Raw genomic sequence first — 25503 nt, 5'->3', positions numbered from 1 at the left:
GTCTTAAATCAGTTTAAATTTGGTTTTTCCTGATTTGTCAAAATGCTTTCCTTGTAAAATAATATCGGCAACATTTTCCCAAACATGTTTTTCATCAATATAGACTATATCAAAGGTGTTATCACGCATTAAAGACTGATAATTCACTTTTTTAGGTGCGTATTTTACTAAATAATACGGATTTTGTGAAAAGTTTTCAATTTTTAATTTGCATAATAAATCTAAATCCGATGTGACAACTAAAAATTTTTTTCTTTGTTCTTTTGTGATTTTTTGAATATACACTAAAAGTTTTTGATCAAAAGGATTTAGAGCGGATTTATTTAAGCGACTTAAGTAATGTTCTGCAAAAGAAAGAGAACAGAAAGAATTTTCTATATTACTCATAGTAAAATAAGAATTTTTAACCCCTGATGATTTTAAAGATAAGTGCCAAATTTTAAAATCCATTATGGTTGCGCATAGATTTAAACCTGTGACAATTTTTTTAAAGAGCTTTTCTCGTGAAAGTTTAAAAGCATTTTCGAAAATATTGTAATTTTTTTTATAAAAATCTTCCCTTATAGCATCAAGTCTTTTTAGTGTTGTTCTGTAGTATTCCGCTTCTTTTTGTAGTTTAGTTAATCTTTCTTGTCGAGCTTTAAGTTTTTCAGGGTCTGCATTGGCCGCATTGCTTTTAAGATTTATTTCAGATTGTAAAGTTTTCATTTGTGCTTCAAGCGAGGCTAGACGATTTTTTCTTGTATCTATGGTGGCTACTAAAGCTTGGTAATGACACTGCAAAGATAAAAAAGTTTCGTTAAAAATTTTAGTGATATTTGGTTTTTGATCAGCTATCATTTGCTTGTATGAATTCTCTAAATGCATCATGATGCTTTTTAATGCGCTAAATTGGGTTTGGTCTATGCTATTATCCATAAAAATTAAAGTATCATAAGCTTTAAATAAAAATCTTTTAAGTATAAGATAATCAAGTATGCAAGGAATTTCCTTTTCATCTTGTAGATTGGCTTGAAGCGTTTCTACGGATAAAATTTCATGAGCAAAATATTTTTGTATAGCTTGAGGTATAGTAAAAGAAAGAGGAATTTTTTCTATAGTGTCAAAGTCTGTCGTTCTATAAAGTTCTGTTATATAAGCACTTCTTCTTGAGTTTTGTAAATCTTCTAATTCATCATCATTATCAGTTTTCCAAAAATCATGCTCAGTGATAAAATCCCCTTCTTTAAATTCTTGAAATTTTGAAGGTTTTATACCTGTTATGGTTTTGCTTGTTTGAACGGGCTTGCCGTCTTCTGCTTTTTTTTCGCTAGAAAGAGTTCTAAATTCCACAAGCATGCCAACACTTGGCATACTTTTTTTATCATTCCAAATTTGGCGATTGAAGTCAAAAAAGGTATTTGCTGAGTTTGTAACGGTTCCACGTCCTGTAGAATCCATATAAATAGCTATTTTTCCATGCATATTTCTTCCTTGAAATTTCTTGAATAAATTCTAGCCTTATTTTTATAAAAATTTTATAATAAAAATAAGAGCTAGAAAAAATGGATTATTCCCATTCTATGGTTGCAGGTGGTTTGCTTGAGATATCATAAACAACGCGATTTATACCTTCTACTTCATTGATGATACGGCGACTTATGTTTTCTAAAACTTCGTAAGGTAAATGCGAGAAAGTAGCTGTCATACCATCACTTGCATCTACAACACGTATGCAAACTGCATTATCATAAGTGCGGTTATCCCCCATAACCCCAACGCTTTTAACATTTAAAAGCACGCAAAATGCTTGCCAAGTTTTATCATACCAACCTGTACTTTTAAGTTCTTCGAGTAAAATTACATCAACCTTGCGTAATAGTTCTAAGCTAGGGCGATTTACTTCTCCCATAATGCGTATAGCAAGCCCTGGCCCAGGGAAAGGATGACGATAAACTACTTCTTTGCTAAGTCCAAGCTCAAGTCCTAAGGCACGCACTTCATCTTTAAAAATTTCTTTTAAAGGCTCTATGAGTTTAAGATTCATTTTTTCAGGTAAGCCCCCTACATTATGATGGCTTTTAATGGTTTTGCTTGCACCTACAACAGAACTTTCTATGATATCAGTATAAAGTGTGCCTTGAGCGAGATATTTTACATCTTTATGTTTTTTTGCTTCTTCTTCAAAAACTTCTATAAAGGTATTTCCTATGATTTTTCTTTTTTGCTCAGGATCTCTAACATTAGCCAAGCGACTTAGGAAAATTTCACTTGCATCAATGCTGATAAGATCGATACCTAAGGTATTTTTAAACATAAATTCAACTTGTTCTTTTTCTCCACTTCTTAAAAGTCCATTATCTACAAAAACTACTATAACTTGTTCTTTTATAGCACTAGCTAAAAGTGCAGCAACTACGCTACTATCTACTCCGCCACTTACTGCACAAAGCACTTTATCATTGCCTACTTCTTCACGGATTTTTTCTGCTTGAGTTTTTGCAAAAGAGCCCATATTCCAAACACTTTCGCAATTACAAGCGTATTTAGCAAAATTTTTTAAGATATTTTTGCCAAATTCACTGTGTTGTACTTCTGGGTGAAATTGTAAGGCAAAAAATTTCTTATCTTCGTTGCCAAAAACACAAAAAGGGCTATTTTCACTTGTGGCTAAAACTTCAAAACCATCAGGTAAATTTTCTACTTTATCAGAATGACTCATCCAAACGGTTTGCTTTTTTGGAAGATTTTTAAATAAAGCACTGTCTTTTTTGATCTCTATATTTGCTTTACCGTATTCTTTATGTCCTGCAGGTGCAACTGTGGCTTTGTAATGATGTGCCATAAGCTGCATACCGTAACAAATTCCAAGAACAGGTAAACCCAAGTCAAATATGCCTTTATCGCAAAAATACGCATCAGTTGCATATACGCTTGCTGGACCTCCGCTTAAAATAATACCTTTTGGTTCTTTCGCCTTAATATCAGCTAAGCTTACATTAAAAGGTAAAATTTCTGCATAAACTCCTTGTTCCCTTAAGCGTCTTGCTATAAGCTGAGTGTATTGAGAACCAAAGTCTAAAACTAAAATATCTGCTTTTTTCATTATTTACCACCTATGTAATTGTTCGTATTTTTTAATGGTTTTTACCGAGCCATTTTGTTCATAGCTTGTGTATTGAGGGTTGCCTTTATATCCGCAAGCACAGAAGAAAATTAAGAAAAGAAATGCTAAAATCATCTTATGGGAAAAAGAAATAATATTAAGATGACTAAAAACGCTAGTGCTGTTATTAATGAATTGATGGATAAACCTCATTATAAGCCTTTAAAAACCTTATTTTTTTGCAAAGATTTTTTAAGTTCTTTTCCGCTTGCTAAGCAACGTTTGATTGCTAAAATTTATGTAAAAAATCATATTTTAAATATAATAACCTTACATCCAGCAGCTTATCAAGAATTAAATCATGATGATAGCAAAATTTATATTAAATTTCTCATAAAAGCATATGGACAAAAATATCCTTTAAGTGGATTTGTTGATATAAAAGATATAAAAATCTTTTCCCAAAAATACACTTATGCAGTAAATAAAAACAAAAATGATGAAAACCTCTCTAAAAATTCTTATTTGGAGCTTTCTAAGGGTGAATTTAAAAATTGCTTTAAAGATGAAAAATTATTTAAGAAATTTGAAGATTTAAGAGAACTTATAAAAAAAGGTTCTAATCTTGACTAAAGAGAATTTAGAAAATGAGCTAAAAACTCTTCCCAATAGTGCTGGAGTTTATCAATACTTTAATCAAGAAGGAAAGCTTTTATATGTAGGTAAGGCTAAAAATCTTAAAAATCGTGTCAAATCTTATTTTGCTTTTACTCCAAATTTACATGCAAATCCAAGAAATTCTTTAAGAATTCAAAAAATGATTGAAGAAACAGTGCATTTGGAATTTATCACTACTAATTCAGAAGCCGATGCTTTGATTTTGGAAAATTCTTTTATCAAACAACTGCATCCAAAATATAATATTTTGCTAAGAGATGATAAAACTTATCCTTATATTTATGTCAATTTTGAAGAAGAATTTCCACGCTTTGAGATCACTAGAAAATTAGTAAAAAAAAGCAAAATTAAATATTTTGGCCCTTTTTTTAAAGGCGCTAGAGAGCTTTTAGATGCGCTTTATTTATACTATCCTTTAAAGCAAAAAGCAAGTTGTAAATCCCCTTGTATTTTTTATCAAATTTCTCGTTGCCTTGCGCCTTGTGATAAACGCATCAGCAAAGAAAAATACCTTGAAATTTTAGATGAGGCTATGCACGCGCTTTTAAATCCTAGTATTTTAATAAAAAATTTAGAAAAACAAATGCTTGTTTTAGCACAGAATGAAAATTATGAAGAAGCAGCTAAAGTAAGAGATCAGATTGTAACGATTAAGGATTTAGAAGTTAAGGTTGAAATGGATGTTGCAAAATTAGAAGATTTTGAAGTGTTTGCTTTAGCTTTTGAAGATTCTATGCTTTCAACCTTGCGTTTTGTAGTGCAAAATGGAAAAATTATCAGTGCAAATTCTAAAATTACTCCTATAAAAAATGATATACAATGGGATCAAAATGAAATTTATAAGCAACTGATTTTAGAAAATTTTAGCATGGATATTCCTTTGCTTGCAAATGTTATTTATGTTTATGAAGAATTTGAAGATAGAGTGCTTTTAGAAGAAATTTTAAGCCAAAGGTTTGATAAAAAAATCAGTATTAAAATCCCTAAAATAGGAGAAAAAAGAAGAATTTGTGATTTGGCTTTTCAAAATGCCCTTTTAAATATAGAAAAAGAGCAAAAAAATCATGATTTTACTATACAAAAAGAATTAAAGTTTTATTTTGAGCTTGAAAATTTACCAAATGATATAGAAATTTTTGACAATTCTCATTTGCAAGGCGTGGCAAATGTTGGAGCTATGGTAACTTATAGAATAAATTCTTGGGATAAGTCAAAATATAGAAAATTTCATTTAAAACATAAAAATGACTATGATCAAATGCGTGAAGTTTTAACGCGTAGGGCTTTGGACTTTGATAAAATACCTCCTCCTGATTTATGGCTTATAGATGGGGGAAAGGCTTTGCTTGATTTGGCTAAAAAAATCATTGTAAGTAGTGGGGCAAATGTCGATATTTTAGCTATTTCAAAAGAAAAAATCGATGCAAAAGCACATAGAGCTAAAGGGGGTGCTAAGGATAAAATTCATTCCTTAAAAGGAGAATTTAGTCTAAGCATTAACGATAAAAAACTACAATTCTTACAGAAATTAAGAGATGAAGCACACCGTTTTGCTATTAGCTTTCATCAAAATACTAAGAAAAAACAGGACTTGAAAAGTTCTAAGCTTGCAAATTTAGGACTTAGTTCAGGGGTTATACAAAAACTTTTAGCGTATTATGGAAATTTTGAATCTATATATAAGGCTGATTTTAAAGATCTTACAATGCTTGTAGGCAGGAAAGCGGCGCAAAAGATAAAGGAAAATTGATTTGATATTAGCAGGGATAATTTTTATTTTTAATCTAATTTTAGCGTATTTAAGTATTGATATCTCAAAGCTTGATAGTGTTGCTGAACAACTGAAAATAGGTATGTTTTCTAGCATTTTTGTTTTATCTTTAACACTTTTTATTTTTGCTTTTAGACAAAATAGAAATATAAACAAAATATATCAAAAAATTTTTTACATGCAAAATGATTTTTTAAATTTTCAAAAAAAGATTGATGTTGATAGCGTGCTTGATTTGTTAAAGGAAAAATTTGAAACTACGGGTCAAAATTTAACTAAAACATCCCATGAAAAAGATAGATATTTGCATTTATTGGAGGAAAATTTATATCAGCTTGGAAATATATCCAATGCAATGCGTTGCTTAAATGAAGGGTATAATAAAGAAATTAATTCTTTGATTTTAAATGCCTTAAATTCTCAAAAAGATCAAATTAGATTAGAATTAAATGAGGCTTTAGAGCATCATAAAAGCATTATAGGGACATCTCATGGAAAGGTTTTGCAATTTGAAGCAAGTGTGGCTATAGTTAATAATGATGAGCTTGAGAATTTTTTACTTGCAAATTTACTTTCGTATTTTGGCATAGAAAGCACTTGTTTTAAAAATTTAAGTTTTGATGTTAATGACTTTCATTTGATTTTTATCAAGGATAAAATTTTCAATAAAAATGTAAAGAAAAATTATGATTTTATAGTGATGGGTCGGCATAAAAATACACATTATGAGTATTTTTTAACTTTACCTTTTGAAAAAAAAGATCTTGAAAATATTTTGCAAAACAAGCTTGATAAGGTTTGCACTTTAAAATTTAAAACCCCTTATCAAAATAATGTATTGCTTTTTAAACAAAATGATTTTGATGCAACCTTGTTTTTTAATATAATAGAAAAACAATGTGATAAAAATATATGTATAAATTCTTTTAGTCAATTAAAACAAGAATTAAGCAAGGAGACTTATCGTTTGATTTTACTTGATTATGAATTAATTAAATTTGATCTTGAGCAAATGAGAAATTTGCTAAGTGCTTATAAAAAACAGCATCCACAAAGCCATATCATCTTTTTTTCAAAGGAAAAAGTTAGGGATTTTGATTGTGTGAGTGAAGTTTTAAGTGATGTAAGTAGAAATGATCTTATAACTTTACTTAGAAAGTATTTACCAAAGGCCTAAGCTTTATAAAATTTAACTCCAGCTAAATCGAGAATTTTTACCTTTTTTTCTTTGATAAGTTGATTTAAGAGAGTTTTGGATTGTTCATCAAATTTCACTTCAATGTCTATTTCGCTTTGTGAGCGCAAATGAAGCATTTTTAATAATTCTTCTTCATTGAAGCTTAGTTTTTCACCTTCATAATGTCTTTTGGCTAAGAGTACAGGAGTAGAATCTATAAGTTTAGAAAGTTCTAAAAGTTTTTCTTCGCTTACTTTTTTAACGGCATAAGCAGGAGGTCTATCTATGGTGCTTAGATCAACCCTTAAAGGCATGATTTTTTTTAAAGCTTGATTAAGTGCTTCAAATTCTTCTTCGTTGTCATTAAGATCTTTAACAACTAGAATTTCCATAATCAAATCTCCGTTAAATCTAGCTCTAAAATCTGCCATTTTTTCTATCATTTTTTCTAAATCTATGTTTTTTAAAGCTCTATCAATACGATAAAAAGTTTTAGCAACTGCACTATCTAGGCTAAATTTGACCACATCTAGTTTTAGCAAAGCATTAAATTTGTCTTCGTCTAATACAGCTGTGCCATTGCTTAAAATAAGCAATTTTTTATCTTTAGCAATGCTGCGTAAAGATAAAATAAGCTCATTTAAATGAGGATAAAGACTAGGCTCTCCGTTGGCAGTAAGGGTAAGAAAATCAAATTCAACATTTTTTTCAAGCATAGCTTTAACTTCAGAGATAATTTTATATATGCTGATAATTTCATCTTGTTTTTCTTGGGCTTTTTTTGGATCAAGCTCGCAGTAAACACAATCAAAATTGCATTGTTTTTTACTAGGGCTTAAATCTATACCCAAAGATCTTCCAAAACGCCTAGAGCTAACAGGACCAAAGAGTATTTTCATTTAGCTGAACTTTCTTGTACAAGCTTGATAAAATATTTTGCATTTTCAACAGGAATATCAGGCAAGATCCCATGTCCTAAGTTGAAAATATGAGCTTTATTTTGCATGGTTTTTAGTATTTTTTCCACTCCTTCTTTGATGGCATTTTTATCATAAAGTCTGCAAGGCTCCATGTTGCCTTGAAGAGTGTATTTGTGTGATAGTTTATCACGTGCTAAATCAAGCGGGGTGCTCCAATCAACCCCAAAAACATCAAAATTGCCATCGATTCTATCCAAATAACCGCTAATGCCTTTAGGGAATAAAATTACAGGTATATTTGGGTATTTGCTTTTAATAAAATTTGAAATTTCAAGCATATAATTAAAAGAGAATTCAAAAAACTTATCATATTCTAAAGCACTTGCCCAGCTATCAAAAATTTGTATAGCATTAGCACCTGCTTTAATTTGCTCTTCTAAATAAAGTTTTAAAACTTGAGTTAGTTTATTTAGAATTTTATGTAAAAGTTCTGGGTTTTGATAAAGCATTTTTTTACACTTTGCATAATTTTTACTTCCACTTCCTTCTATCATATAGGTAGCTATAGTCCAAGGGCTTCCGCAAAATCCTATTAAAGCCTTGTTTTGAGATAATTTTTCTCTTGTAAGCTTTAAGGCATCATAGACATAATTTAATTTTTTATGTGCATTTTGATCGTCAAGTTTTTCTAAGTCTTCTAGGGTTGAAATAGGATTATCAAAAATAGGCCCTTCTCCTTTTTCAAAACGTAAATTCATACCCATTTCAAGAGGAACAACTAAGATATCTGAAAAAATGATTGCTGCATCTACATCTAAAATATCAATAGGCTGTAAAGAAACTTCAGAAGCTTTTTTATAGTCTTTGCATAAAGAGAGAAAATCACCCGCTTGTTTTCTTACTTCCATATATTCTGGCAAATATCTTCCTGCTTGACGCATCATCCAAATAGGGGTGTAGGGTGTAGGTTTTTTAAAGCAAGCATCAATAAAAATCATTATTTTCCTTTGTTTTTAGCAAAATTATAACAGAATTTGATAAATTAAATTGGTCAATTTTTCTATATTTTCTTCATATGGAGGAAATAATAAATTTTTTCATTTTATCCAGAGTTATGAGAAATTTTACGAGAATTATTGGAATTCTCGTTTGTGTAGTTTGAGTTTTGATTTGTATATTAAGCCTTTGTATTGTTTGTGGCATTTCCTGCGTCAATTGTAGCAAAAAGCTTATTTAGCAAAGTCTCCTCATTTTTTTTGTATTGATCTTCTCTCATTTTTTGCCAAGCATAAGATCTAAAATCTTCTCTAACAGCACCAAGATCAATGTCCTCATTAGTAAATTTGCTTGAGCTTGTTTTTTCTTCTTCCTTTTCTTCTTTGTTTTTTACTTCATTTAATGTGGCTTGAAATTCATCTGCTGAAGTATTTTTCTCTTTAACCTTTGTTGTGGTGCTAAAAATAGCATTTGATGTTTTTTGAGTATTATCTACTACCATTTTCTCCTCCTTTATTTAACTTTACATTAAACAAACAAGCAATTTCTATTCCAATTTATATCTTTTTTAAACTTTTTCTTTGAAATTTTTTATAATTTAATTTATCTTTGGCAAAAAGTAAGGCAAAAATCAAAGCAGGGCTTACAAAAAGTGCCGAAAATAAAGCATTAAATTCTATACCCAATCCTGCTAAAACAATCCCACCTAAAAAACTTGCTAAAGCTATGCCTACATTAAAAGCTGCTTCATTCACACTTACTGTGCTGTCTATGACTTTATAAGTATGGCGTTTAGCTTTAGCAATGCTAAGCATTTTTAGCGCAGGTATAGTGGAAAAGGCAAAAAATCCTATCAAAGCTACGCTAAAAATGATTAAAATTTTAGAATGCATGGTGAGAAATACGCTTAAAAATACTAGAACTTGTATGCTTAAAATAAGACGCAAGGAAAAAATAGCACCTTTTTTATCTACTATTTTTCCGCCCCATAAATTCCCACAAATTGCACAAATTCCATATAAAAGCAAGATATAAGCTGTATCTTGGACTTTAAAACCGCTTATTTCTACAAGTAATTTTTGCAAATAAGTGTAAAGAACGAATTGAGCCCCACAACTACAAATGGTTATAGTATAAGTTTTTAACAAATTTTGATGCGAAAAAGCAGGGATTAGATTTTTAAGACTGGTTGGACTAGGATGTAAATTTTTGGGCATCATATGCCATACTCCAAAAAATGCTAGGCTTGTAATGATAAAAATAAGTAAAAAGATAAATTTAAAGCCAAAATAATGTCCTATAAAAGTTCCAAGTGGTACTCCAGTAACTAAGGCTACGGTAAGTCCTGTGACCATTATAGCTAGAGCACTTGATTTTTTATCATTAGGTACTATAGCACTTACAGCTAAGGTAGCAATGACAAAAAACACCCCATGCTGTGTTCCTGCTACAAAACGTGCAAACGCTGTAAGATAGAAATTTTGGCTAAAAAAGATAATGAAATTTGCTAAAGCAAAAATTCCAAGATTGATTAAAAGTTGTGTATGTCTGTGAAAACGACTTAAAGGTATAGTAATAAGAGGAGCACCTATAACAACACCTATAGCATATAAGGTTGTAAGATAGCCCGCAGTTTTTGCATCTACGCTAAAATACGCTTCAACATCAACCAAAACTCCTGCCATGACAAATTCGGTTACACCCATACAAAAAGCACTAAGAGCTAGTGCAAAAAGAGCTTTTTTGTAATTTTGCATTTTAATTTCCTTATAAAAATAAAAACGCATTATAATAAAATAAAGGGTTAATTTCCTTAAAAAAATCAAAATATTTTTGTTAAAATAAAATAAAAATTTTAAAGGTAAATAATGAAAAAATTATTTTATTGCTCGGTTTAAGTTTGGTGAGTTTAGGGGCTTTGAGTTTTGATGAGCTTATTTATAAAGATGAGGTAAAACCTAGTTTTGATTGTTCTAAGGTGAAAGATGATGGCAAAAGTGATGATGAGCTTATGATATGTAATGAAATTGGCGTGCGTAATGAATTTGAGAATAAAAAACTTGCTTTAGTAGATAACATTTATAGTAGTTTGTATTAAAATATTTCAAAAAAAGCAGATAAAAAGACAAAAAAAGATTTTAAAGCTATTTCAAAAAAGATGATTAAAGAAAGAAAAATTTGTATAAAAAATATGCAAAACACAAAAGCAGGGGAAAATCCTATTTTACCTTTACTCAATGCAAGTGATTGCATGCAAGAAGCTTATGCTAAAGCTTTATTAGAGCTTACGCAAAGAGCAAAAAAAGATATAAAGACTAAAGAAGTTTTAGAGCAAATTTTTAAAAATAAAGTTGATAAATATGAAAATTTACTCACTCAAAGTTTAAATACCAACAAAGATTTGCAAGATTTTATAGACAGCTTGGCTAAAGAAGATTTGATTGATTCTAGGGCTAAATTTAAGCTTTGGAATTTAAATTGATTGCAAATTTAGCCGCTTCAAAATAACTTTTAGTGTTGATTTTAGCATTTTTATAGGCCTTATCAAAGGCCGTGCCATGATCAACGCTAACGCGTATGATGGGTAAATTTAAACTCACATTGATGCTTTTATCAAAATACAAGGCCTTTAAAGGAGCAAGGGCAAGATCGTGATACATAGCCACTAAACGATTGCAGTTTTTTAAACCAGCCTTGGTAAAAGCTGTATCAGCTACTAAAGGATAGGGTAGATAAACGCCCTTGCCTTTAAAATTTAAAAGCAATTCTTTTTGTAAATTTTCATCTTTTAAGGCTTTTTTGAAAAATTTTTCATCTTTTTTAGAGTGTAAAAAGGCATTGACAAAGGCTATAGCTTTTTCCATGATCTTTTCTTCTTCTCCACCTATAACTCCATAATCTCCAGCGTGAGGATTAAAACCTAAAAGTCCCATTTTTTTAAAATGCGTTTCTTTGTAAAAATCTTTTAAAAAGATACTTAAATTTTTAAAAGTGATTTTTTTACTCACTTTAGCTAAAGGTATATGTTCGCTAAAAAGCCCTACAAAAAGTTCTTTGCAACCTAACATCATAATGGCATTTTTTTTAAAAAAATCCCTTAAAGCATCGGTGTGTCCTTTGTATTTAAGTCCTGCATCTTCCCAAGCTTTTTTGTGTATAGGTAGAGTAAGTAAGGCATGGGCGTGTTTTTCATAGACAAAATAACTTGCCGCCTTAAAGCTTAAAAAACCATAAAGTCCACTTTTTGCATCTATTTCTCCGGCTTGGATTTCAAAATTTTCATCCACTTTAAAGCCTAAAGGAAGGCAAAAAGAGTAAATTTCAAGAGAATTTTCTTTTTTTATAAAATTAAACTCATAGTCTTTGTCATCTTTAAAAGCTACGATTTTTGCATTAAAAAGTTTTAAATTTAAAAGTTTTAAAGCTTTATTAAGTAAGCTTTCGTGGATAAAATAAAAAGGTGTGCAGATTTTGCTTAGTTCTTCATGAGAACGCACTAAAATTTCAAGTCCTATGCTGTTTATATCGCCTATACTAATGGCTAGTTTTTTCATCTTTTATAAGTTCTTTCATTTCTAAAATAGCGTTTTTAAGTCCTGTAAATACAGATCTTGCTACAATGCTTTGTCCTATATTTAGCTCACAAATTTCTTTAATTTTTACTATGAGTTTTACATTTTTGTAATTTAAACCATGTCCTGCGGCTACTTTTAAGCCAAGTTCTGTGCCTTTTTTGGCACAGAGTTCTAAATTTTGCAATTCTTTTTCAAATTGAGTTTGCAAGGTTTTTTTATCTTGACCAAGTTCTTTTAAGGCAAAAGCAGTATGAGAGATATTGCTAAAAAGTGCGTTGTGTAAATTCGCATAATGTCCTGTATGAAGCTCTATAAATTGGGCTTTTAAAATTTTTGATTTTTCTATATCTTCTAAACTAGGATTGATAAAAAGTGAAACTTCAATGTTTGCATTTTGAAGTTTTTCTATGCTTTGTTTTAATTTAGCATGATTTAAACAAAGTCCCCCTTCTGTAGTAAGCTCTTCTCTTTTTTCAGGCACTAAAGTAACGCGGTGGGGTTTGAGTTTAAGAGCTAAATTTAAAATTTCATCATTTAAAGCACATTCTAAATTGATAGGGCTTTTGCAAAATTTTATGATATTTTCCAAGTCAAAATCCTGAGCATGACGGCGATCTTCTCTTACATGCAAAGTGATTTGATCTCCGTGTTTAGCTGCTATAAAAGCAGCCTCTAAAAGATCAGGATCATTTACCATTCTAGCTTGTCTTAACACTGCGATATGATCGATATTTACACCTAAAAGCATATTTTTCCTTTAGAACTTTTTTGCTATTATACTATAAAATCAAACAAGGAAAGTCATGTTAGGTATAGATCTTGGTTCAAATACTTTAAGAGCAGTACAAATGGATGAAAAATTAAATAAATTAAAAGAATATGAATTTGTTATTGGGGCAGCGAAAAATCTAAATCAAAGTGGAGAAATTTCTAAAGAAGCCATACAAAGATTAAAAAATGCTTTGAGTATTTTAGCTAAAGAGCAAGATTTAAGCAAAGCAAGAGCTGTAGCGACTGCAGCTTTTAGAAAGGCAAGTAATACAAATGAAATTTTTGCCCATTTAAAAGAAGAATTTGGGATTGATTTTAAGCTTATAGATGCCAAAAGTGAAGCTAAGATCAGTGTTTTAGGTATGCAATCAGGTTTAAGAAGGTTTAAAATTTGGGGAGAGTTTGCGTATTGTGATTTAGGAGGGGCTTCTTGTGAGCTTTCTTTTGGAAAAAGTTTTAAAAGTTTTGATTTTGGTATTATTAGTTTTTATGAAAAAAATTGCCATTCTTATTATAAATCTTGTATTTCTTACAAAAAATTGATAAAAAAATATCCTAAATTTATCATCAATATTAAAGATAAAAAACTTAAAATTCATTTTTTAATTGCAAATCCCTATTTAAAGCATTTAGCTTTTAGGGCTTTTGATGAGGTAGCTACGATTAAAAAGGAGCTTCATTCTTTAGGAGTTAAAACGGTGGTTTTAAATTCCGGAGTTCCTACTACACTTAGCGCATTAAAACAAAATATAAGCTATGAAAAGTATGAAGTAACTAGAGTAAATGGTAAAAAACTTTGCCATAAGGATTTTTTAAATTATGCTATTAAACTTTTTCATATGGAAGAAAAAAAGGCTATAAAAGAAGTAGGTATGATGAGAAAAAATTATTTGAGTGCAGGTTGTTTGCTGTTTTATGCTTTGTTTGATAAACATAAACTTCTAGTCATTGATGAGGGTTTAAGGGAGGGAGTTTGTTTAGCAAGTATGAAAAATATAAAATTTTAGTTTTTTTGAAATTCGAAAAAATGAAATTTTTCATCAAAATTAAAAAATAAAATTTTAGCTTGAGATAAAAAACTTTCGTAAGTTTTAATGTTTTTATTTTTTGTGTATTCCAATAAATCTTCAAAACCAAAATCCATTAAAGCAAGACTTTGTTTTTTAAAAGCTAAAGGCTTGAAATCATATTCTTTGATGAGTTTTTGAAGATGAGTAAAATTAACATTATAAGTTAGATCGCTTTTGCCGAAAAAATCTTTTAACGATACTTCAAAAGGGCTAAAAACTTCGTGTTTTTGATAGATTCTTAAGCTAAAATTTTGCGCATTGAAAGTTCCATAGTCAAATCCCGCAAATATAAATCTCTCGCAAGCTTGATCTAAATCTTTAAAAAATTTTTCAAGCTCTAAGCTGAGTTCGCCTTTTGTAAGATTTAAAGCTTTGCATTTTGTGATCAAATTTTCATCCATATTTTTAAAAATAAGTTTAAAATTTTCTACAAATGCTATTTTATCATGATTTATAAGTTCGCAGGTAAAACTATCAAAAAGTTCATTGCAAAAGAAAAAAGCGTTCTTAAAATGGCATTCTTTAAGACTATTTTTGTGAGTAAATTCCACTCCTTCTAAAGTCTTTTTTTGTAAATTTTTTAATTTTTCATGTGGTTCTATGACGAAAAAAGAAATTTGAGAAAAAATTTCAGGCCTTAATTCAAGTAAAGCGGCTAAAAAATCACGACTTAAATAGCCTTCATTGGCACCTATTTCTACAAGTTCTAAAGGGGGTTGCAAAATTTTTTTATCTATTAAATTTAAAAAATGCTTGGCTAAAAGTGTGCCAAAAAGATTTCCTACGCTAACAGCAGTAAAAAAATCCCCATTTTTTCCTATACTTACAGCATTTTTATAATAGCTTTCATGTAGCCAAGCATGGAAAAAGTCACTAAATTTCATCGAAAAATAGCATTAAATTTGGATACAAAATCCAAAGGATCAACTTGTTTGCCTCCAGCTAAAATTCCAAAATGCAAATGCGGTCCACTTACCCTACCACTAGCTCCGCTAAGTCCTATAAGTTCGCCTTTTTTTATCTTTTGTCCCACTTTAACATCGATTTTAGAAAGATGATAGTATTGTGAATAAATTCCAAAACCATGATCAACGACTACCGAATTTCCTGCGAAATAACGATCTTTTGCAATTTTTACTATGCCTGAGTTGGCTGCATAAATAGGTGTTCCTATAGCGGCTCTAAAGTCCGTTCCACTATGATAACTTGCTACTTTTTCATTAAAAGTTCTTGCTTTGCCAAAATCACTTGTGATAAAAGAATTTAAAGGTATGTTAAAAGCACCGTTAAATAAAGCTTTTGGAGTATAAGAACTATAAATCGCATTGGCTTCTTTTAATTCTTTAGCGATGCGTTCTTGTACGGTTTTTGGTGGAAAAATCTTTTTGTTTTCAACTTGCAATTTTTCACTTTTATAATTACCTTCTAAAGTTTTTATGAAAATTTCTTCTTTTTTATCTTTATAAAATGCGATAAGTTTGGTGTTTTGTGGGGGATTTTTGTAAGGTAAGGAAAAAATAGCTAGAATTTTTTCTTGATTTTTAGGATGTGCAAAAGTGGGAATATTTTTATCATTATTTTTCAAAGATAAAAAATCTTTCTTATCTAGTTCCAAAAATAAAGCTTGACCTTTGATGAGTTCTAAATTTTGAGCTCCAAAAAGCCAAAGAGTAAGGCTTAAAAAAAGCCATAAGGCTTTCATAGACTTAACTCTTTAAGATCGGCGATTTTTAAAAACTCCGCATAAATTTCATAAACCAAAGCTTGGCGATTATTTTTAAGTTTTTCATCTTCAGCATTAATCATCACTTGATTAAAAAACTCATCAATAAAAGGCTTAAGTGCAAAAAGATTTTCAAGTTTTTCTTGTAAAGAGTTGGCTTTAGTTTTTTCTTGAAAAGCTTTGTAAAGTTTGCTTTCTGCTTCTTGAACAAAAAGACTTTCATCAACTTTATGAGGATTTTTAGTGGCGATATTGGCCAGTCTTTTAAAGGTTGCAAAATTTTCATTAAAATTGTCTTTTTTGCTAAGTTCTATAAGAGCATTTACGCTTTGATTGATATGGATAAGATCTGTATTTTGTGAGCTTAAAACCGCTTTTACAAAAGAAGCATTGACCGTATAAAAAGTATAAAGTCTTTCAAAAATAAAATCTTTTAAAATTTGCATATCAAAGCTTTTATAATGACTTGAAAGTTTTTCTAATAAAATTTGGATATCAAATTCTTTATTTAAATTTAGAGCGATTTTAATGATCCCATTGGCTGCTCTTCTTAAGGCATAAGGATCCTTTGTTCCGCTTGGAATTTTTCCTATGCTAAAAAGTCCTATAAGGGTATCAAGCTTGTTTGCAAGGGCTACTATGCTTGAAAATTCCGTGCTTGGAAGTGGAGCTTGTTCGGAATTAGGAAGATATTGTTCTTTGATGGCTAAGCAAATTTCATAATCTAAGCCCATTTTTTGCGCATAATAACTTCCCATAATGCCTTGCAAATCAGTAAATTCATAAACCATTTGTGTGGCTAAGTCTGCTTTGGCGTATTTTAGTGCTGTGCTGATATTTTCGATTTTATCATTATGAAGCATTTGACATAAAATTTCAGCAATTTTAATCTCTCTTAAACTTTTATCTTGCATTGTGCCTAAACCTTCAAGATAGGTCATTTTGGCAAGTTTTTCAGGTTTTAAACCATTTTGTAAATCATTTTGATAAAAAAACATTGCATCGCTAAGTCTTGCACGCAAAACTCTTTCATTTCCATGTATGATTTTTGAATAATCTTTACATACTGCATTGCTTACTACTATAAAATGATTACTTAAGCCTTTATCGTTAAAAACTGCAAAATAACGTTGATTTTCTCTCATTGAAGTGATGATTACTTCGCTAGGAATTTCTAAAAATTCTTCTTCAAAGCTTCCTAAAAGTGCATTAGGGTATTCTGTGATAGCAACTACTTCAGCTAAAAGTTCTTCATCCTCTCCAATTTGTATATTTTTTTGACTTTCTATGAGTTTAAATTGCTCAAGTATTTTTTCTTTTCTTTTGATTGGATCAAGGATAATATAGTTTTTTTCTAGTAGTTCAAAATATTCTTTTGCATTGTTAAAATCTTGCAAATCATAACTTACACTTCTGTGAATGAAAGTTTTTTTAGCACTTTTTACCCCATAACTTTGAAAATTTACAAGTTCATCATTTAAAATGCAAGCTATAGAACGGATCGCACGGATGAATTCAAAAGAATTTGCACCCCAGCGCATACTTTTGCCAAAACTAAGACTTTTTAGAAATTTTTCTATCATTTCTCCTAAAATTTCTTGACTTTGTAAACCTTTAATAGCTTTTTGATGGTATAAAACTTCCTTGCCTTTGATTTCTTTAAAAGTGAGTTCATTTTCACTGATCCCTGCTTTTTGTAGGAAGCTTTGCCCCGCAGGAGTTAAAACCCCATCTTTATAGGCGACATTTTTAGGTGCTCCTATAAATTCAGCAAAGCTATCTTCTTGTTTTTCTGCAAAATTTTCATGAAAAAAAACTAAACGACGCGGAGTATAATAAAATTTAAAATCACTTACCAAGCGGTATTCTTCTAAAATATTTTTCCATTTTTTTTCTATATTAGCTAATTCTTTTAGCAAAGGAATAGCAGGTAATTCTTCTGTGCCAATTTCTATTAATAATTCACTCATAATTTACTCTTTTTAAAATTTATTTCTAATTTTAACTAAAATTCCATTAAAAAACTTATAAATACTTTTGCAAAAAGCCTTTAAGCTCACTAGCGTTGCTAAATTCATTTTCTTTTAAATCTTTTTGATACCATTTGGCATGAAAATAAGGCAAATTAGCATTTTTAGCACATTCTTTATCTTTTTGACTATCCCCTATAAAAACGCTTGTTTTATATGGAGCCTCACTTTTTAAAAGCTCTAGCATCATAGGATGAGGTTTGGGTTCTATGCCTAAACTTACGCCTAAAATTTTATCAAAATAAGGAATGATTTGATGTTTTTTAAGTATGCTTGAAAGTGAGCTTTGCGGGGCGTTAGTAGCAATAGCTAAAAAACAATTTTTGTTTTTTAAAAATTCTAAAAGTTCTTTCACTCCTTCAAAAAGTACCACGCTTTGTTCATAGTGTTTGACAAAATATTTTTCATAGCCTTCTTTAAAACTAGAATGATGGAAATTTTCTATATTATAAAGTTCTTTTGCCCAGTCAATATTGGGAGTATTGATGGTTTGCATAATGATTTCTCTTGAAAGTGGGGCTAGGTTTAAATCCTGCCTTATTTCATTAACTGCACAAGAAATGGCATTTGCACTATCGATCAAAGTTCCATCCATATCAAAAAATACATTAATCATTCATAATCCTTTAAATAATTTTTGTGTTTTTCTTTTTTCTCACCTTGTTTTTTTTGCTTATCTAAAGCATTGGCAAGATTTAAAAGTTCGCTTTTTTCTTTGGAAAAATCTAAACAAGCATTGACAAAAAATTCAAGATTTTTTGCGTAAGTTGAGTTAAGATTTACCGCGGGATTTTTTTCAAAAAATTTAGCATTTTTTAACATTCTTTCTTCAAATTTAGTTTTATCAAAATCTTCTTTTTTAAGTGCAGATATAGCGCCATTGAAAAATTTTTCAAGATTTCTTAGGTATTTTACGCGTAAGGCTTTTTCTTCATTTTTTGTCAAAATTCTTCCTTAGGTATTTTTATGAATGCGGCATTCTAGCGCTTCTTGAACTAAATTTCTAGCGATTACTTTTTCAGAGCGAATGATGCGTATATTTTCATCTATGCTAGAAAAAAGCATCTTTTTTAAAGTTCCATTTACATGAATGATGGTGTCTATAGGTTTTGGATAATTAGCTAGCACTTGACATAAAATTTCAAGTTTAGCTTCATTTGTAACTGTGATAATAGCTACGGCACATTCTTCTATATTGGCAATTTTTAAGGTTTCTTCTTGAGCAGCATTGGCAAAAACGACATTTTCACCTCGACTAACTCCAAGTTCTACTAAATTTAAATCACTTTCTAAAACAAGATAAGGTACGCCTGTGTTTTTGATTTTTTGTACGACTTCTTGTCCTAAGCGTCCGTAGCCAAAAACAACAAGATGATTTTTAAGCTTGATATTGCTGTCAATATTTTGCACAGCGTTGGTATTAAGTGCTATATCTTCTACAACATTGGTAATTTTTCTTATATTGTTTAAAATAAAAGGCGTGATAATCATGGTTAAAATAGAAACAACAATTAAAATTTGTGAAGTTTTGATATCAAGCATATTTTTTGCTTGTAAAAGAGAAAAAATTGCTAGGGCGAATTCGCCAATTTGAGCTATGGCAAAAGCTGTTTTAAGCGCTACTCTTTTTTTGGTGTAAAGAAATAAAAAGCCAAAAACTATGCCAAATTTTAAAGCCATTACAAGAAGGGTTAAAACTATGATTAAAAACCAATTTTGTGCCACTACATCAAGTTGAATTTGCATGCCTACAGTTATGAAAAAAAGCCCTAAAAGCAAATCTCTAAATGGGATCAAGTCCGCTTCTATTTTGTGTTTATATTTTGTTTCTGCTATCAAAGCACCTGCTATAAAAGCACCCAAAGAATAAGAAAATCCAAAATAATTTGCTAAAAAACTTGCTCCAATAACCATAAATAAAACAGTACTAATAAAAATTTCCTGAGAAGAAGTGTGGATAATGAGTCTAAAAATTCTATCCACTAGATATTTACCTATGAAAAATAATAAAGTGATTAAAATAAGTGCTGAAATTAAAGTGGTAAAAAGGAGTTTTTCTATGTTTTGATTGTTGGATGAAAAAATATCTACAAGCAAAAGCAAAGGAATAACGGCTATATCTTGAAAAAGCAAAATTCCCAATGCTTTTCTACCATATTGCTCATTGATATCGCCATTATCATTTAAAATTTTAAGCACCACTGCGGTTGAAGAAAGCGCTAGTGCAAAGCCTACTATAGTAGCGCTTTTATCTCCAAGTCCTAAAATTCCTATAGCAAGTAGCATAAAAACAAAGCCACAAGTAAGCATCTGCAAAGAGCCGTTTAAAAAAACTTCTTGTTTCATTGCCATTAAATGCTTAAAAGAAAATTCAAGCCCTATGGTAAACATTAAAAACACTATACCAAATTCGGCTATATGAGTGATTTCGCCTTTGCCACTTAAATGATAAATTTCAGAAATGATTTCTCCAGCAGCTATATATCCAATGATAGTTGGAATTTCAAATTTTTTAAATATGACATTTAAAACTATAGCTATAGCAACGGTGATTAAAAAAATTTCTAAAAAATTATCCATTATTTTTTATTTTTTCTCATAAAAAATCAAATCAAAGCTATTTTTATGCTTAACAACGGCTTTACTAGCCGCTTCTTTGTCTTGTTGTTTGCTTAATTCTGAGCGTAGTTCATCAATTAAATTTTCAAATTCGTGAAGTTGGTTTTTCAATTTTAAGATAACATCTACTCCAGCAAGATTGATTCCCATGTCTCTTGTTAAACGCAATATAAGTTTAATACGGTCAATATCTCTTTGAGAATAAAGTCTTATTTTGCCATCGGTTCTACTTGGCTCTATCAATCCTTCTCTTTCGTATTGCCTTAAGGTTTGTGGATGTATGCTTAAAACTTTAGCCACAACACTGATTAAATATACAGGTTCATCATAATGCTGTTCCATATTTTATTCCTTTCTTTAAGGTAATTTTTCTTTTAAGAGTTCTATAAATTTTTCATCAAGGGTATCTAAATTTGGCAAAACAACATTTAAATTCAAATACATATCCCCATAAATATTACTTTTTCTATTTTGCACCCCATAACCTTTTAAACGAATTTTTTGGTTATTTTTTGAATTAGGCGTTATGTTAATTGTCGCTTCTTCCTTGCCTTCTTTGAGTGTTTTTATATTTATTTTTCCACCAAAAAGTGCAGTTTTTAAAGAAATATCAACCTTTTGATATAAATCATCATCTTCTCTTGTGTAAATAGGACTTTCTTCTATTTTTACAATAATGATTAAATCGCCTCTAGCTCCATTTCTGCTTTGTTTTCCTTTAGAGCGAATTCTTAGTTTCTCACCTTCTTTTATACCATGTGGAATTTTAAATTTAATGGTTTCGCCTTGAAAATTAAAACTATGTTCCCCGCCTTTAACAGCTTTTTCGAAAGGAATGTGAAGCTCTAGATTGCTGTCTAAAATTTCTTCTTCAAAACCTCCAAATCCTCCAAAACCACTGCTAAAGCCTTTTGAAGAAAAGCCGTTAAAACCCCCTCTTGAGCGTCCACCAAAGCCTCCTCCAAAGAGATCTTTTAAAATATCGTCCAAATTTACCCCACCAGTATTTCTTGAAAAATCATGAAAACTTTGTCCACCAAACATAGAATCGCCGTATTGGTCATACTGAGCTCGTTTTTTTTCGTCACTTAAAATTTCATAAGCAGCATTAATTTCTTTAAATTTTTCTTCAGCACCTTTTTCTTTGTTGATATCAGGATGATATTTTCTAGCTAGGCGACGGTAAGCTTTTTTTATTTCATCTGCACTAGCGTTTTTGCTAACTCCAAGAGTTTCGTATAAACTATTCATGTTATATTTCCTTAAAAATTTTTACTTGATTATTATAGAGGATTAAATTATAACATAAACTTTAGCCTAAGTCAATCAAGTTTTATAAATTTTTATCACTCAAGGTTTTATTTACAATTTTGTAAATTTTCGGTTTTATACTATGAAGACAGTAAAATATTTTACGAGATAATTTATCTTTAAGAACAAAAGGAAATAAAATGAAAAAGATTTTTTTATCATTAAGTTTAGCAAGTGCTTTATTTGCTGCAAGTATTAATTTTAACGAATCGACTGCAACGGCTAATCGTGTGAATCCTGCTGCTGGAAATGCAGTGCTTTCTTATCATGATTCTATTAAAGATGCAAAAAAATCAGTGGTTAATATTTCCACCTCAAAAACTATTACAAGAGCAAATCGTCCAAGCCCTTTGGATGATTTTTTTAATGATCCTTATTTTAAACAATTTTTTGATTTTGATTTTCCTCAAAGAAAAGGAAAAAATGATAAAGAAGTGGTGAGTTCTTTGGGATCAGGGGTGATTATTTCAAAAGATGGTTATATAGTAACAAATAATCACGTTGTAGATGATGCTGATACGATTACAGTGAATTTACCAGGAAGCGACATAGAATATAAAGCAAAACTTATAGGTAAAGATCCAAAAACAGATTTGGCTGTTATAAAAATAGAGGCTAATAATCTTTCAGCTATTACTTTTACAAATTCTGATGATTTAATGGAAGGAGATGTTGTTTTTGCACTTGGAAATCCTTTTGGAGTTGGTTTTAGTGTTACAAGTGGGATAATATCTGCTTTAAATAAAGACAATATAGGTTTAAATCAATATGAAAATTTTATACAAACAGATGCTTCTATCAATCCAGGAAATTCAGGTGGAGCTTTGGTGGATAGTCGCGGATATTTAGTAGGTATTAATTCAGCTATTCTTTCTCGTGGTGGTGGAAATAACGGCATAGGTTTTGCCATACCTTCAAATATGGTTAAAGATATAGCTAAAAAACTTATTGAAAAAGGCAAGATTGATAGAGGATTTTTAGGTGTGACTATTTTAGCTTTGCAAGGTGATACTAAAAAAGCTTACAAAAATCAAGAAGGAGCTTTAATCACTGATGTTCAAAAAGGTTCAAGTGCTGATGAAGCAGGGCTTAAGCGTGGAGATTTAGTTACTAAAGTTAATAATAAGGTTATAAAAAGTCCTATTGATCTTAAAAATTATATAGGAACTTTAGAGATTGGTCAAAAAATTTCATTAAGTTACGAAAGAGATGGAGAAAATAAGCAAGCAAGTTTTATTCTTAAAGGTGAAAAAGAAAATCCTAAAGGCGTACAAAGCGATTTGATTGATGGTTTGAGTTTGAGAAATTTAGATCCAAGACTTAAGGATCGTTTGCAAATTCCAAAAGATGTTAATGGTGTTTTGGTTGATAGTGTTAAAGAAAAGAGCAAAGGAAAAAATTCTGGTTTCCAAGAGGGTGATATTATCATAGGTGTTGGACAAAGTGAAATTAAAAATTTAAAAGATTTAGAACAAGCTTTAAAACAAGTTAATAAAAAAGAATTTACCAAAGTTTGGGTATATCGCAATGGTTTTGCGACTTTGCTTGTGCTTAAATAAAAATAACGGAAGGATTTTCCTTTCGTTATAAATTTTAGTTTAAAATTAAAATTAAGTTTAAAATAAAGGAAAACTATGACAAATATTCTTATGATAGAAGATGATTTAGAATTAGCAGAAATTACAGCTGAATATTTGGAAAAATTTGATATGAAAGTTGATATAGCTCATGAACCTTATATAGGTCTTTCTAAGCTTGCATTAAAAGAATATCAGCTTATCATTTTAGACCTTTCTTTGCCAGGGCTTGATGGGCTTGAAGTGTGTGAAGAGATTCGTAAAAAGTATGATACGCCTATTATTGTTTCAAGCGCAAGACATGATATTACAGATAAGGTTAATGCTTTAGAGCTTGGAGCAGATGATTACCTACCAAAACCTTATAATCCAAAAGAATTACAAGCACGTATTAAAAGTCATTTAAGACGTATTTCAAATACAAAAAGCGCCATAGCAAAAAGTGTAAAAGATCTTGTTTATGATCAATATAAGCATATTATTACCATGAAAGGACAAGAGCTTACTTTAACTAATGCTGAATTTGATATTTTAAGCTATTTGATTAAAAAAGAGGGTGGAGTGGTAAGTCGTGAAGAGCTTGTTTATAATTGTTCTTCTATTAGTGAGGATTCTAGTAATAAAAGTATAGATGTTATTATCAGTAGAATTCGTCAAAAGATGGGAGATGATCCAAAAACTCCAAAATATATTCACTCTATACGTGGAATAGGTTATAAGCTTACTCAATGAATAAATCTTCGATTTTTTATACTATAACTTTTATTTTTATTTTTGCTGGGGTTAGTGTTATACTTGGCTTTTTGTGGCTTATAGAATACGATCAGCAAAATTATACTAGAGAATTAAACACAAAATATTCTTTGATAGCTAATGCAAGGCTCTTAAATTTTGCAGGAGTTATCAGTGAAAAAGAATTTGAAGAGCAGACAAAAAATTATAATAAAATGGATGAGATAACAGAAGCAAAGCAGATCCGTAAAATTCTTTTTAGAGGTGATGTTTTAGCTAGGGTTGAGGTTAACAATGGCTTAATCGAGATTATTTCTTATAATAGACAGGTGTATTTAAATATTATTTATGATGGAAAGGTTTATCTTTATAAGGATCAAGATTATCAAACCTATAGGTATTTTATTATCAAAGCTATAGCTGTAGCTGTGATTTGTATTCTTGTATTGCTTTATATTTATATATTTAAAAAATTAAAACCACTTAAAAGACTTAAAAAACAAATTGATAAATTTGCCCAAGGAAAGCTTGGTGATATAGAAGATGTAAGCACTGGGGTGGATGAAATTTCACAAGTAAGTGAAGCTTTTTATCAAGCTATTGTTCAAATTCGAAAGTTAAACCAATCTCGTCAGTTTTTTTTAAGAAATATTATGCATGAACTCAAAACTCCTATTACTAAAGGGCTTTTAACTTTAGAAATGATAGAAGATAATAAATATAAAGAGCGCTTAAATGGGGTTTTTACTAGACTTGAAATTTTAATTAATGAATTTGCTGCTATTGAGCAAATTACTTCAGGGGCTGCTTTTATAAATAGAAAAAAATACAATATTTTAGATGTTTTAGATGAAGCCAAAGAAATTGCAATGCGAGATGATAGCAATATACGTATTTTTATGGAAGAAAGTTTTTTTGTAAATGTGGATTTTAAACTTTTTACTACGGCGATTAAAAATATGATAGATAATGGTATTAAACATTCTGAAGATGGGTTTGTGCAAATTGATATTATAGATGATTATATTTGTTTTAAAAATCGTGGTCCTGAGCTTAACAATACTTTAGAATACTATACTCAAGCTTTTACTCAAGGATCAAAACAAAAATCAAGTTTTGGATTAGGGCTTTATATTGTAAATACTATTTTAGAAACACATGGAATGAAGCTTGATTATTTATATGAAGATGGGGTAAATTTGTTTTATTTTAGAAATTTAAAAAGTGTTATTGTTAAGGAGTAAATTAATTTTTTTACATAAAAAATGCATTTTTGTGAAAAAACCCTTGACAAAGTTTTTTAATTTCACTATAATCACATTTTACTTTTAAATATTCCGGATTAGCTCAGCGGTAGAGTAGTCGGCTGTTAACCGATTGGTCGTAGGTTCGAATCCTACATCCGGAGCCACTTTTTTAACTCCATTTTTAATATTCATAAATGTATTTTAATATAAAAAATTAATAA

At 29.9% G+C, this 25503-nt stretch carries 23 protein-coding genes, 1 tRNA gene and 1 pseudogene; 9 read left to right on the top strand and 16 right to left on the bottom strand.

The window, feature by feature from the left end; all coding sequences use genetic code 11:
- Nucleotides 1-3 precede the first annotated feature (3 nt).
- Both AJN56_RS07295 and guaA read right to left on the bottom strand, forming a co-directional pair.
- A complete protein-coding gene (locus AJN56_RS07295; protein ID WP_002894892.1) occupies nucleotides 4-1464 on the bottom strand; it encodes a hypothetical protein in 1461 nt (486 codons plus the stop codon).
- Nucleotides 1465-1549: 85 nt separating this feature from the next.
- On the bottom strand, nucleotides 1550-3085 hold the full coding sequence (gene guaA / locus AJN56_RS07290) for a glutamine-hydrolyzing GMP synthase (RefSeq protein WP_002869077.1): 1536 nt from the start codon (nucleotides 3083-3085) through the stop codon (nucleotides 1550-1552).
- 138 nt (nucleotides 3086-3223) lie between these two features.
- Here guaA and AJN56_RS07285 point away from each other — a divergent pair, with 138 nt between their 5' ends.
- The 3 genes from AJN56_RS07285 to AJN56_RS07275 are packed head-to-tail and all read left to right on the top strand — an operon-like array spanning nucleotide 3224 to nucleotide 6711.
- A complete protein-coding gene (locus tag AJN56_RS07285; RefSeq protein WP_002869076.1) occupies nucleotides 3224-3718 on the top strand; it encodes a hypothetical protein in 495 nt (164 codons plus the stop codon).
- Nucleotides 3711-5513 carry an excinuclease ABC subunit UvrC gene (gene uvrC / locus AJN56_RS07280; protein ID WP_002894890.1) on the top strand — a complete coding sequence of 601 codons (1803 nt, stop codon included), beginning with the start codon at nucleotides 3711-3713 and terminating at the stop codon, nucleotides 5511-5513. The genes AJN56_RS07285 and uvrC overlap by 8 nt, the downstream gene beginning before the upstream one ends.
- A 1-nt stretch (nucleotide 5514) precedes the next feature.
- Entirely contained in the window at nucleotides 5515-6711 is a 1197-nt protein-coding gene (locus tag AJN56_RS07275) for a hypothetical protein (RefSeq protein WP_002869074.1), read from the top strand.
- Here the strand turns inward: AJN56_RS07275 and AJN56_RS07270 are convergent.
- The 4 genes from AJN56_RS07270 to AJN56_RS07255 all read right to left on the bottom strand — a co-directional run bounded on the left by AJN56_RS07270 (nucleotide 6708) and on the right by AJN56_RS07255 (nucleotide 10384).
- Nucleotides 6708-7610: a radical SAM protein gene (locus AJN56_RS07270; protein ID WP_002869073.1), complete on the bottom strand. Its 903-nt coding sequence runs from the start codon at nucleotides 7608-7610 to the stop codon at nucleotides 6708-6710. The genes AJN56_RS07275 and AJN56_RS07270 overlap by 4 nt on opposite strands.
- Nucleotides 7607-8629: a uroporphyrinogen decarboxylase gene (gene hemE, locus AJN56_RS07265; RefSeq protein ID WP_002856507.1), complete on the bottom strand. Its 1023-nt coding sequence runs from the start codon at nucleotides 8627-8629 to the stop codon at nucleotides 7607-7609. Before hemE ends, AJN56_RS07270 begins: the two co-directional genes overlap by 4 nt.
- 179 nt (nucleotides 8630-8808) lie before the next feature.
- The gene (ciaC, locus tag AJN56_RS07260; RefSeq protein WP_002866237.1) at nucleotides 8809-9129 is read right to left on the bottom strand and encodes an invasion antigen CiaC; all 321 of its coding nucleotides are present in this window, start codon (nucleotides 9127-9129) and stop codon (nucleotides 8809-8811) included.
- Nucleotides 9130-9184: 55 nt separating this feature from the next.
- The gene (locus tag AJN56_RS07255) at nucleotides 9185-10384 is read right to left on the bottom strand and encodes an MFS transporter (RefSeq protein WP_002856604.1); all 1200 of its coding nucleotides are present in this window, start codon (nucleotides 10382-10384) and stop codon (nucleotides 9185-9187) included.
- 95 nt (nucleotides 10385-10479) lie between these two features.
- Here AJN56_RS07255 and AJN56_RS07250 point away from each other — a divergent pair.
- Nucleotides 10480-11109, top strand: a pseudogene (locus AJN56_RS07250) (hypothetical protein).
- Here AJN56_RS07250 and pdxA read toward each other — a convergent pair.
- Both pdxA and AJN56_RS07240 read right to left on the bottom strand, forming a co-directional pair.
- Nucleotides 11087-12181, bottom strand: a complete 1095-nt coding sequence (gene pdxA / locus AJN56_RS07245; RefSeq protein WP_002855914.1) for a 4-hydroxythreonine-4-phosphate dehydrogenase — start codon at nucleotides 12179-12181, stop codon at nucleotides 11087-11089. The pseudogene AJN56_RS07250 and the gene pdxA sit on opposite strands and share 23 nt — an antisense overlap.
- Nucleotides 12162-12950 carry a pyridoxine 5'-phosphate synthase gene (locus AJN56_RS07240; protein WP_002856096.1) on the bottom strand — a complete coding sequence of 263 codons (789 nt, stop codon included), beginning with the start codon at nucleotides 12948-12950 and terminating at the stop codon, nucleotides 12162-12164. Before AJN56_RS07240 ends, pdxA begins: the two co-directional genes overlap by 20 nt.
- Before the next feature lie 55 nt (nucleotides 12951-13005).
- Between AJN56_RS07240 and AJN56_RS07235 the strand changes: the two genes are divergently transcribed.
- Nucleotides 13006-13980, top strand: a complete 975-nt coding sequence (locus AJN56_RS07235) for an exopolyphosphatase (protein WP_070246493.1) — start codon at nucleotides 13006-13008, stop codon at nucleotides 13978-13980.
- On the opposite strand, the gene AJN56_RS07230 is transcribed toward AJN56_RS07235, so the two are convergent.
- From AJN56_RS07230 to AJN56_RS07195, 8 genes are read right to left on the bottom strand one after another with little or no spacing between them, the layout of a single operon-like run.
- On the bottom strand, nucleotides 13977-14927 hold the full coding sequence (locus tag AJN56_RS07230; RefSeq protein ID WP_002869072.1) for an SAM-dependent methyltransferase: 951 nt from the start codon (nucleotides 14925-14927) through the stop codon (nucleotides 13977-13979). The two genes, AJN56_RS07235 and AJN56_RS07230, sit on opposite strands and share 4 nt — an antisense overlap.
- Nucleotides 14924-15745: a M23 family metallopeptidase gene (locus AJN56_RS07225; RefSeq protein WP_002855938.1), complete on the bottom strand. Its 822-nt coding sequence runs from the start codon at nucleotides 15743-15745 to the stop codon at nucleotides 14924-14926. The genes AJN56_RS07230 and AJN56_RS07225 overlap by 4 nt, the downstream gene beginning before the upstream one ends.
- Nucleotides 15742-17736: a glycine--tRNA ligase subunit beta gene (glyS, locus tag AJN56_RS07220; protein WP_002856319.1), complete on the bottom strand. Its 1995-nt coding sequence runs from the start codon at nucleotides 17734-17736 to the stop codon at nucleotides 15742-15744. Before glyS ends, AJN56_RS07225 begins: the two co-directional genes overlap by 4 nt.
- Before the next feature lie 55 nt (nucleotides 17737-17791).
- A complete protein-coding gene (locus tag AJN56_RS07215) occupies nucleotides 17792-18412 on the bottom strand; it encodes an HAD family hydrolase (RefSeq protein ID WP_002854106.1) in 621 nt (206 codons plus the stop codon).
- Entirely contained in the window at nucleotides 18409-18741 is a 333-nt protein-coding gene (locus AJN56_RS07210; protein ID WP_002853180.1) for a hypothetical protein, read from the bottom strand. The genes AJN56_RS07215 and AJN56_RS07210 overlap by 4 nt, the downstream gene beginning before the upstream one ends.
- Before the next feature lie 9 nt (nucleotides 18742-18750).
- The gene (locus AJN56_RS07205) at nucleotides 18751-20376 is read right to left on the bottom strand and encodes a cation:proton antiporter (protein ID WP_002859297.1); all 1626 of its coding nucleotides are present in this window, start codon (nucleotides 20374-20376) and stop codon (nucleotides 18751-18753) included.
- 6 nt (nucleotides 20377-20382) lie between these two features.
- Entirely contained in the window at nucleotides 20383-20757 is a 375-nt protein-coding gene (hspR, locus tag AJN56_RS07200; RefSeq protein WP_002869071.1) for a heat shock transcriptional regulator HspR, read from the bottom strand.
- Between the two features lie 15 nt (nucleotides 20758-20772).
- Nucleotides 20773-21666, bottom strand: coding sequence for a DnaJ family protein (locus AJN56_RS07195; protein WP_002907589.1), 894 nt, complete (start codon nucleotides 21664-21666; stop codon nucleotides 20773-20775).
- 200 nt (nucleotides 21667-21866) lie between these two features.
- Here AJN56_RS07195 and htrA point away from each other — a divergent pair, with 200 nt between their 5' ends.
- The 4 genes from htrA to AJN56_RS07175 all read left to right on the top strand — a co-directional run bounded on the left by htrA (nucleotide 21867) and on the right by AJN56_RS07175 (nucleotide 25446).
- The gene (gene htrA / locus AJN56_RS07190) at nucleotides 21867-23285 is read left to right on the top strand and encodes a serine protease HtrA (protein WP_002868854.1); all 1419 of its coding nucleotides are present in this window, start codon (nucleotides 21867-21869) and stop codon (nucleotides 23283-23285) included.
- Nucleotides 23286-23360: 75 nt separating this feature from the next.
- Nucleotides 23361-24035: a response regulator transcription factor gene (locus AJN56_RS07185; protein WP_002853196.1), complete on the top strand. Its 675-nt coding sequence runs from the start codon at nucleotides 23361-23363 to the stop codon at nucleotides 24033-24035.
- Nucleotides 24032-25279, top strand: coding sequence for an ArsS family sensor histidine kinase (locus tag AJN56_RS07180; protein ID WP_002853241.1), 1248 nt, complete (start codon nucleotides 24032-24034; stop codon nucleotides 25277-25279). The genes AJN56_RS07185 and AJN56_RS07180 overlap by 4 nt, the downstream gene beginning before the upstream one ends.
- 92 nt (nucleotides 25280-25371) lie before the next feature.
- Nucleotides 25372-25446, top strand: a tRNA-Asn gene (locus AJN56_RS07175).
- Nucleotides 25447-25503 lie beyond the last annotated feature (57 nt).

Source organism: Campylobacter sp. BCW_4319 (assembly GCF_001764435.1).
In the GTDB taxonomy this organism is placed as follows: Bacteria; Campylobacterota; Campylobacteria; order Campylobacterales; family Campylobacteraceae; genus Campylobacter_D; species Campylobacter_D jejuni.
Note: the sequence above shows the minus strand (reverse complement) of the source record. Positions and strands in the feature narration are given on the sequence as shown.

Excerpts from the sequence above, each read along its gene's own strand:
- AJN56_RS07235 (WP_070246493.1), top strand. The coding sequence starts at position 13,006 with ATGTTAGGTATAGATCTTGGTTCAAATACTTTAAGAGCAGTACAAATG.
- AJN56_RS07205 (WP_002859297.1), bottom strand. The coding sequence starts at position 20,376 with ATGGATAATTTTTTAGAAATTTTTTTAATCACCGTTGCTATAGCTATA.
- AJN56_RS07185 (WP_002853196.1), top strand. The coding sequence starts at position 23,361 with ATGACAAATATTCTTATGATAGAAGATGATTTAGAATTAGCAGAAATT.
- ciaC (WP_002866237.1), bottom strand. The coding sequence starts at position 9,129 with ATGGTAGTAGATAATACTCAAAAAACATCAAATGCTATTTTTAGCACC.
- AJN56_RS07225 (WP_002855938.1), bottom strand. The coding sequence starts at position 15,745 with ATGAAAGCCTTATGGCTTTTTTTAAGCCTTACTCTTTGGCTTTTTGGA.
- guaA (WP_002869077.1), bottom strand. The coding sequence starts at position 3,085 with ATGAAAAAAGCAGATATTTTAGTTTTAGACTTTGGTTCTCAATACACT.
- hemE (WP_002856507.1), bottom strand. The coding sequence starts at position 8,629 with ATGATTTTTATTGATGCTTGCTTTAAAAAACCTACACCCTACACCCCT.
- AJN56_RS07215 (WP_002854106.1), bottom strand. The coding sequence starts at position 18,412 with ATGATTAATGTATTTTTTGATATGGATGGAACTTTGATCGATAGTGCA.
- AJN56_RS07180 (WP_002853241.1), top strand. The coding sequence starts at position 24,032 with ATGAATAAATCTTCGATTTTTTATACTATAACTTTTATTTTTATTTTT.
- AJN56_RS07195 (WP_002907589.1), bottom strand. The coding sequence starts at position 21,666 with ATGAATAGTTTATACGAAACTCTTGGAGTTAGCAAAAACGCTAGTGCA.
- AJN56_RS07240 (WP_002856096.1), bottom strand. The coding sequence starts at position 12,950 with ATGCTTTTAGGTGTAAATATCGATCATATCGCAGTGTTAAGACAAGCT.
- htrA (WP_002868854.1), top strand. The coding sequence starts at position 21,867 with ATGAAAAAGATTTTTTTATCATTAAGTTTAGCAAGTGCTTTATTTGCT.
- AJN56_RS07255 (WP_002856604.1), bottom strand. The coding sequence starts at position 10,384 with ATGCAAAATTACAAAAAAGCTCTTTTTGCACTAGCTCTTAGTGCTTTT.
- pdxA (WP_002855914.1), bottom strand. The coding sequence starts at position 12,181 with ATGAAAAAACTAGCCATTAGTATAGGCGATATAAACAGCATAGGACTT.
- hspR (WP_002869071.1), bottom strand. The coding sequence starts at position 20,757 with ATGGAACAGCATTATGATGAACCTGTATATTTAATCAGTGTTGTGGCT.
- AJN56_RS07230 (WP_002869072.1), bottom strand. The coding sequence starts at position 14,927 with ATGAAATTTAGTGACTTTTTCCATGCTTGGCTACATGAAAGCTATTAT.
- glyS (WP_002856319.1), bottom strand. The coding sequence starts at position 17,736 with ATGAGTGAATTATTAATAGAAATTGGCACAGAAGAATTACCTGCTATT.
- AJN56_RS07285 (WP_002869076.1), top strand. The coding sequence starts at position 3,224 with ATGGGAAAAAGAAATAATATTAAGATGACTAAAAACGCTAGTGCTGTT.
- AJN56_RS07295 (WP_002894892.1), bottom strand. The coding sequence starts at position 1,464 with ATGCATGGAAAAATAGCTATTTATATGGATTCTACAGGACGTGGAACC.
- AJN56_RS07270 (WP_002869073.1), bottom strand. The coding sequence starts at position 7,610 with ATGAAAATACTCTTTGGTCCTGTTAGCTCTAGGCGTTTTGGAAGATCT.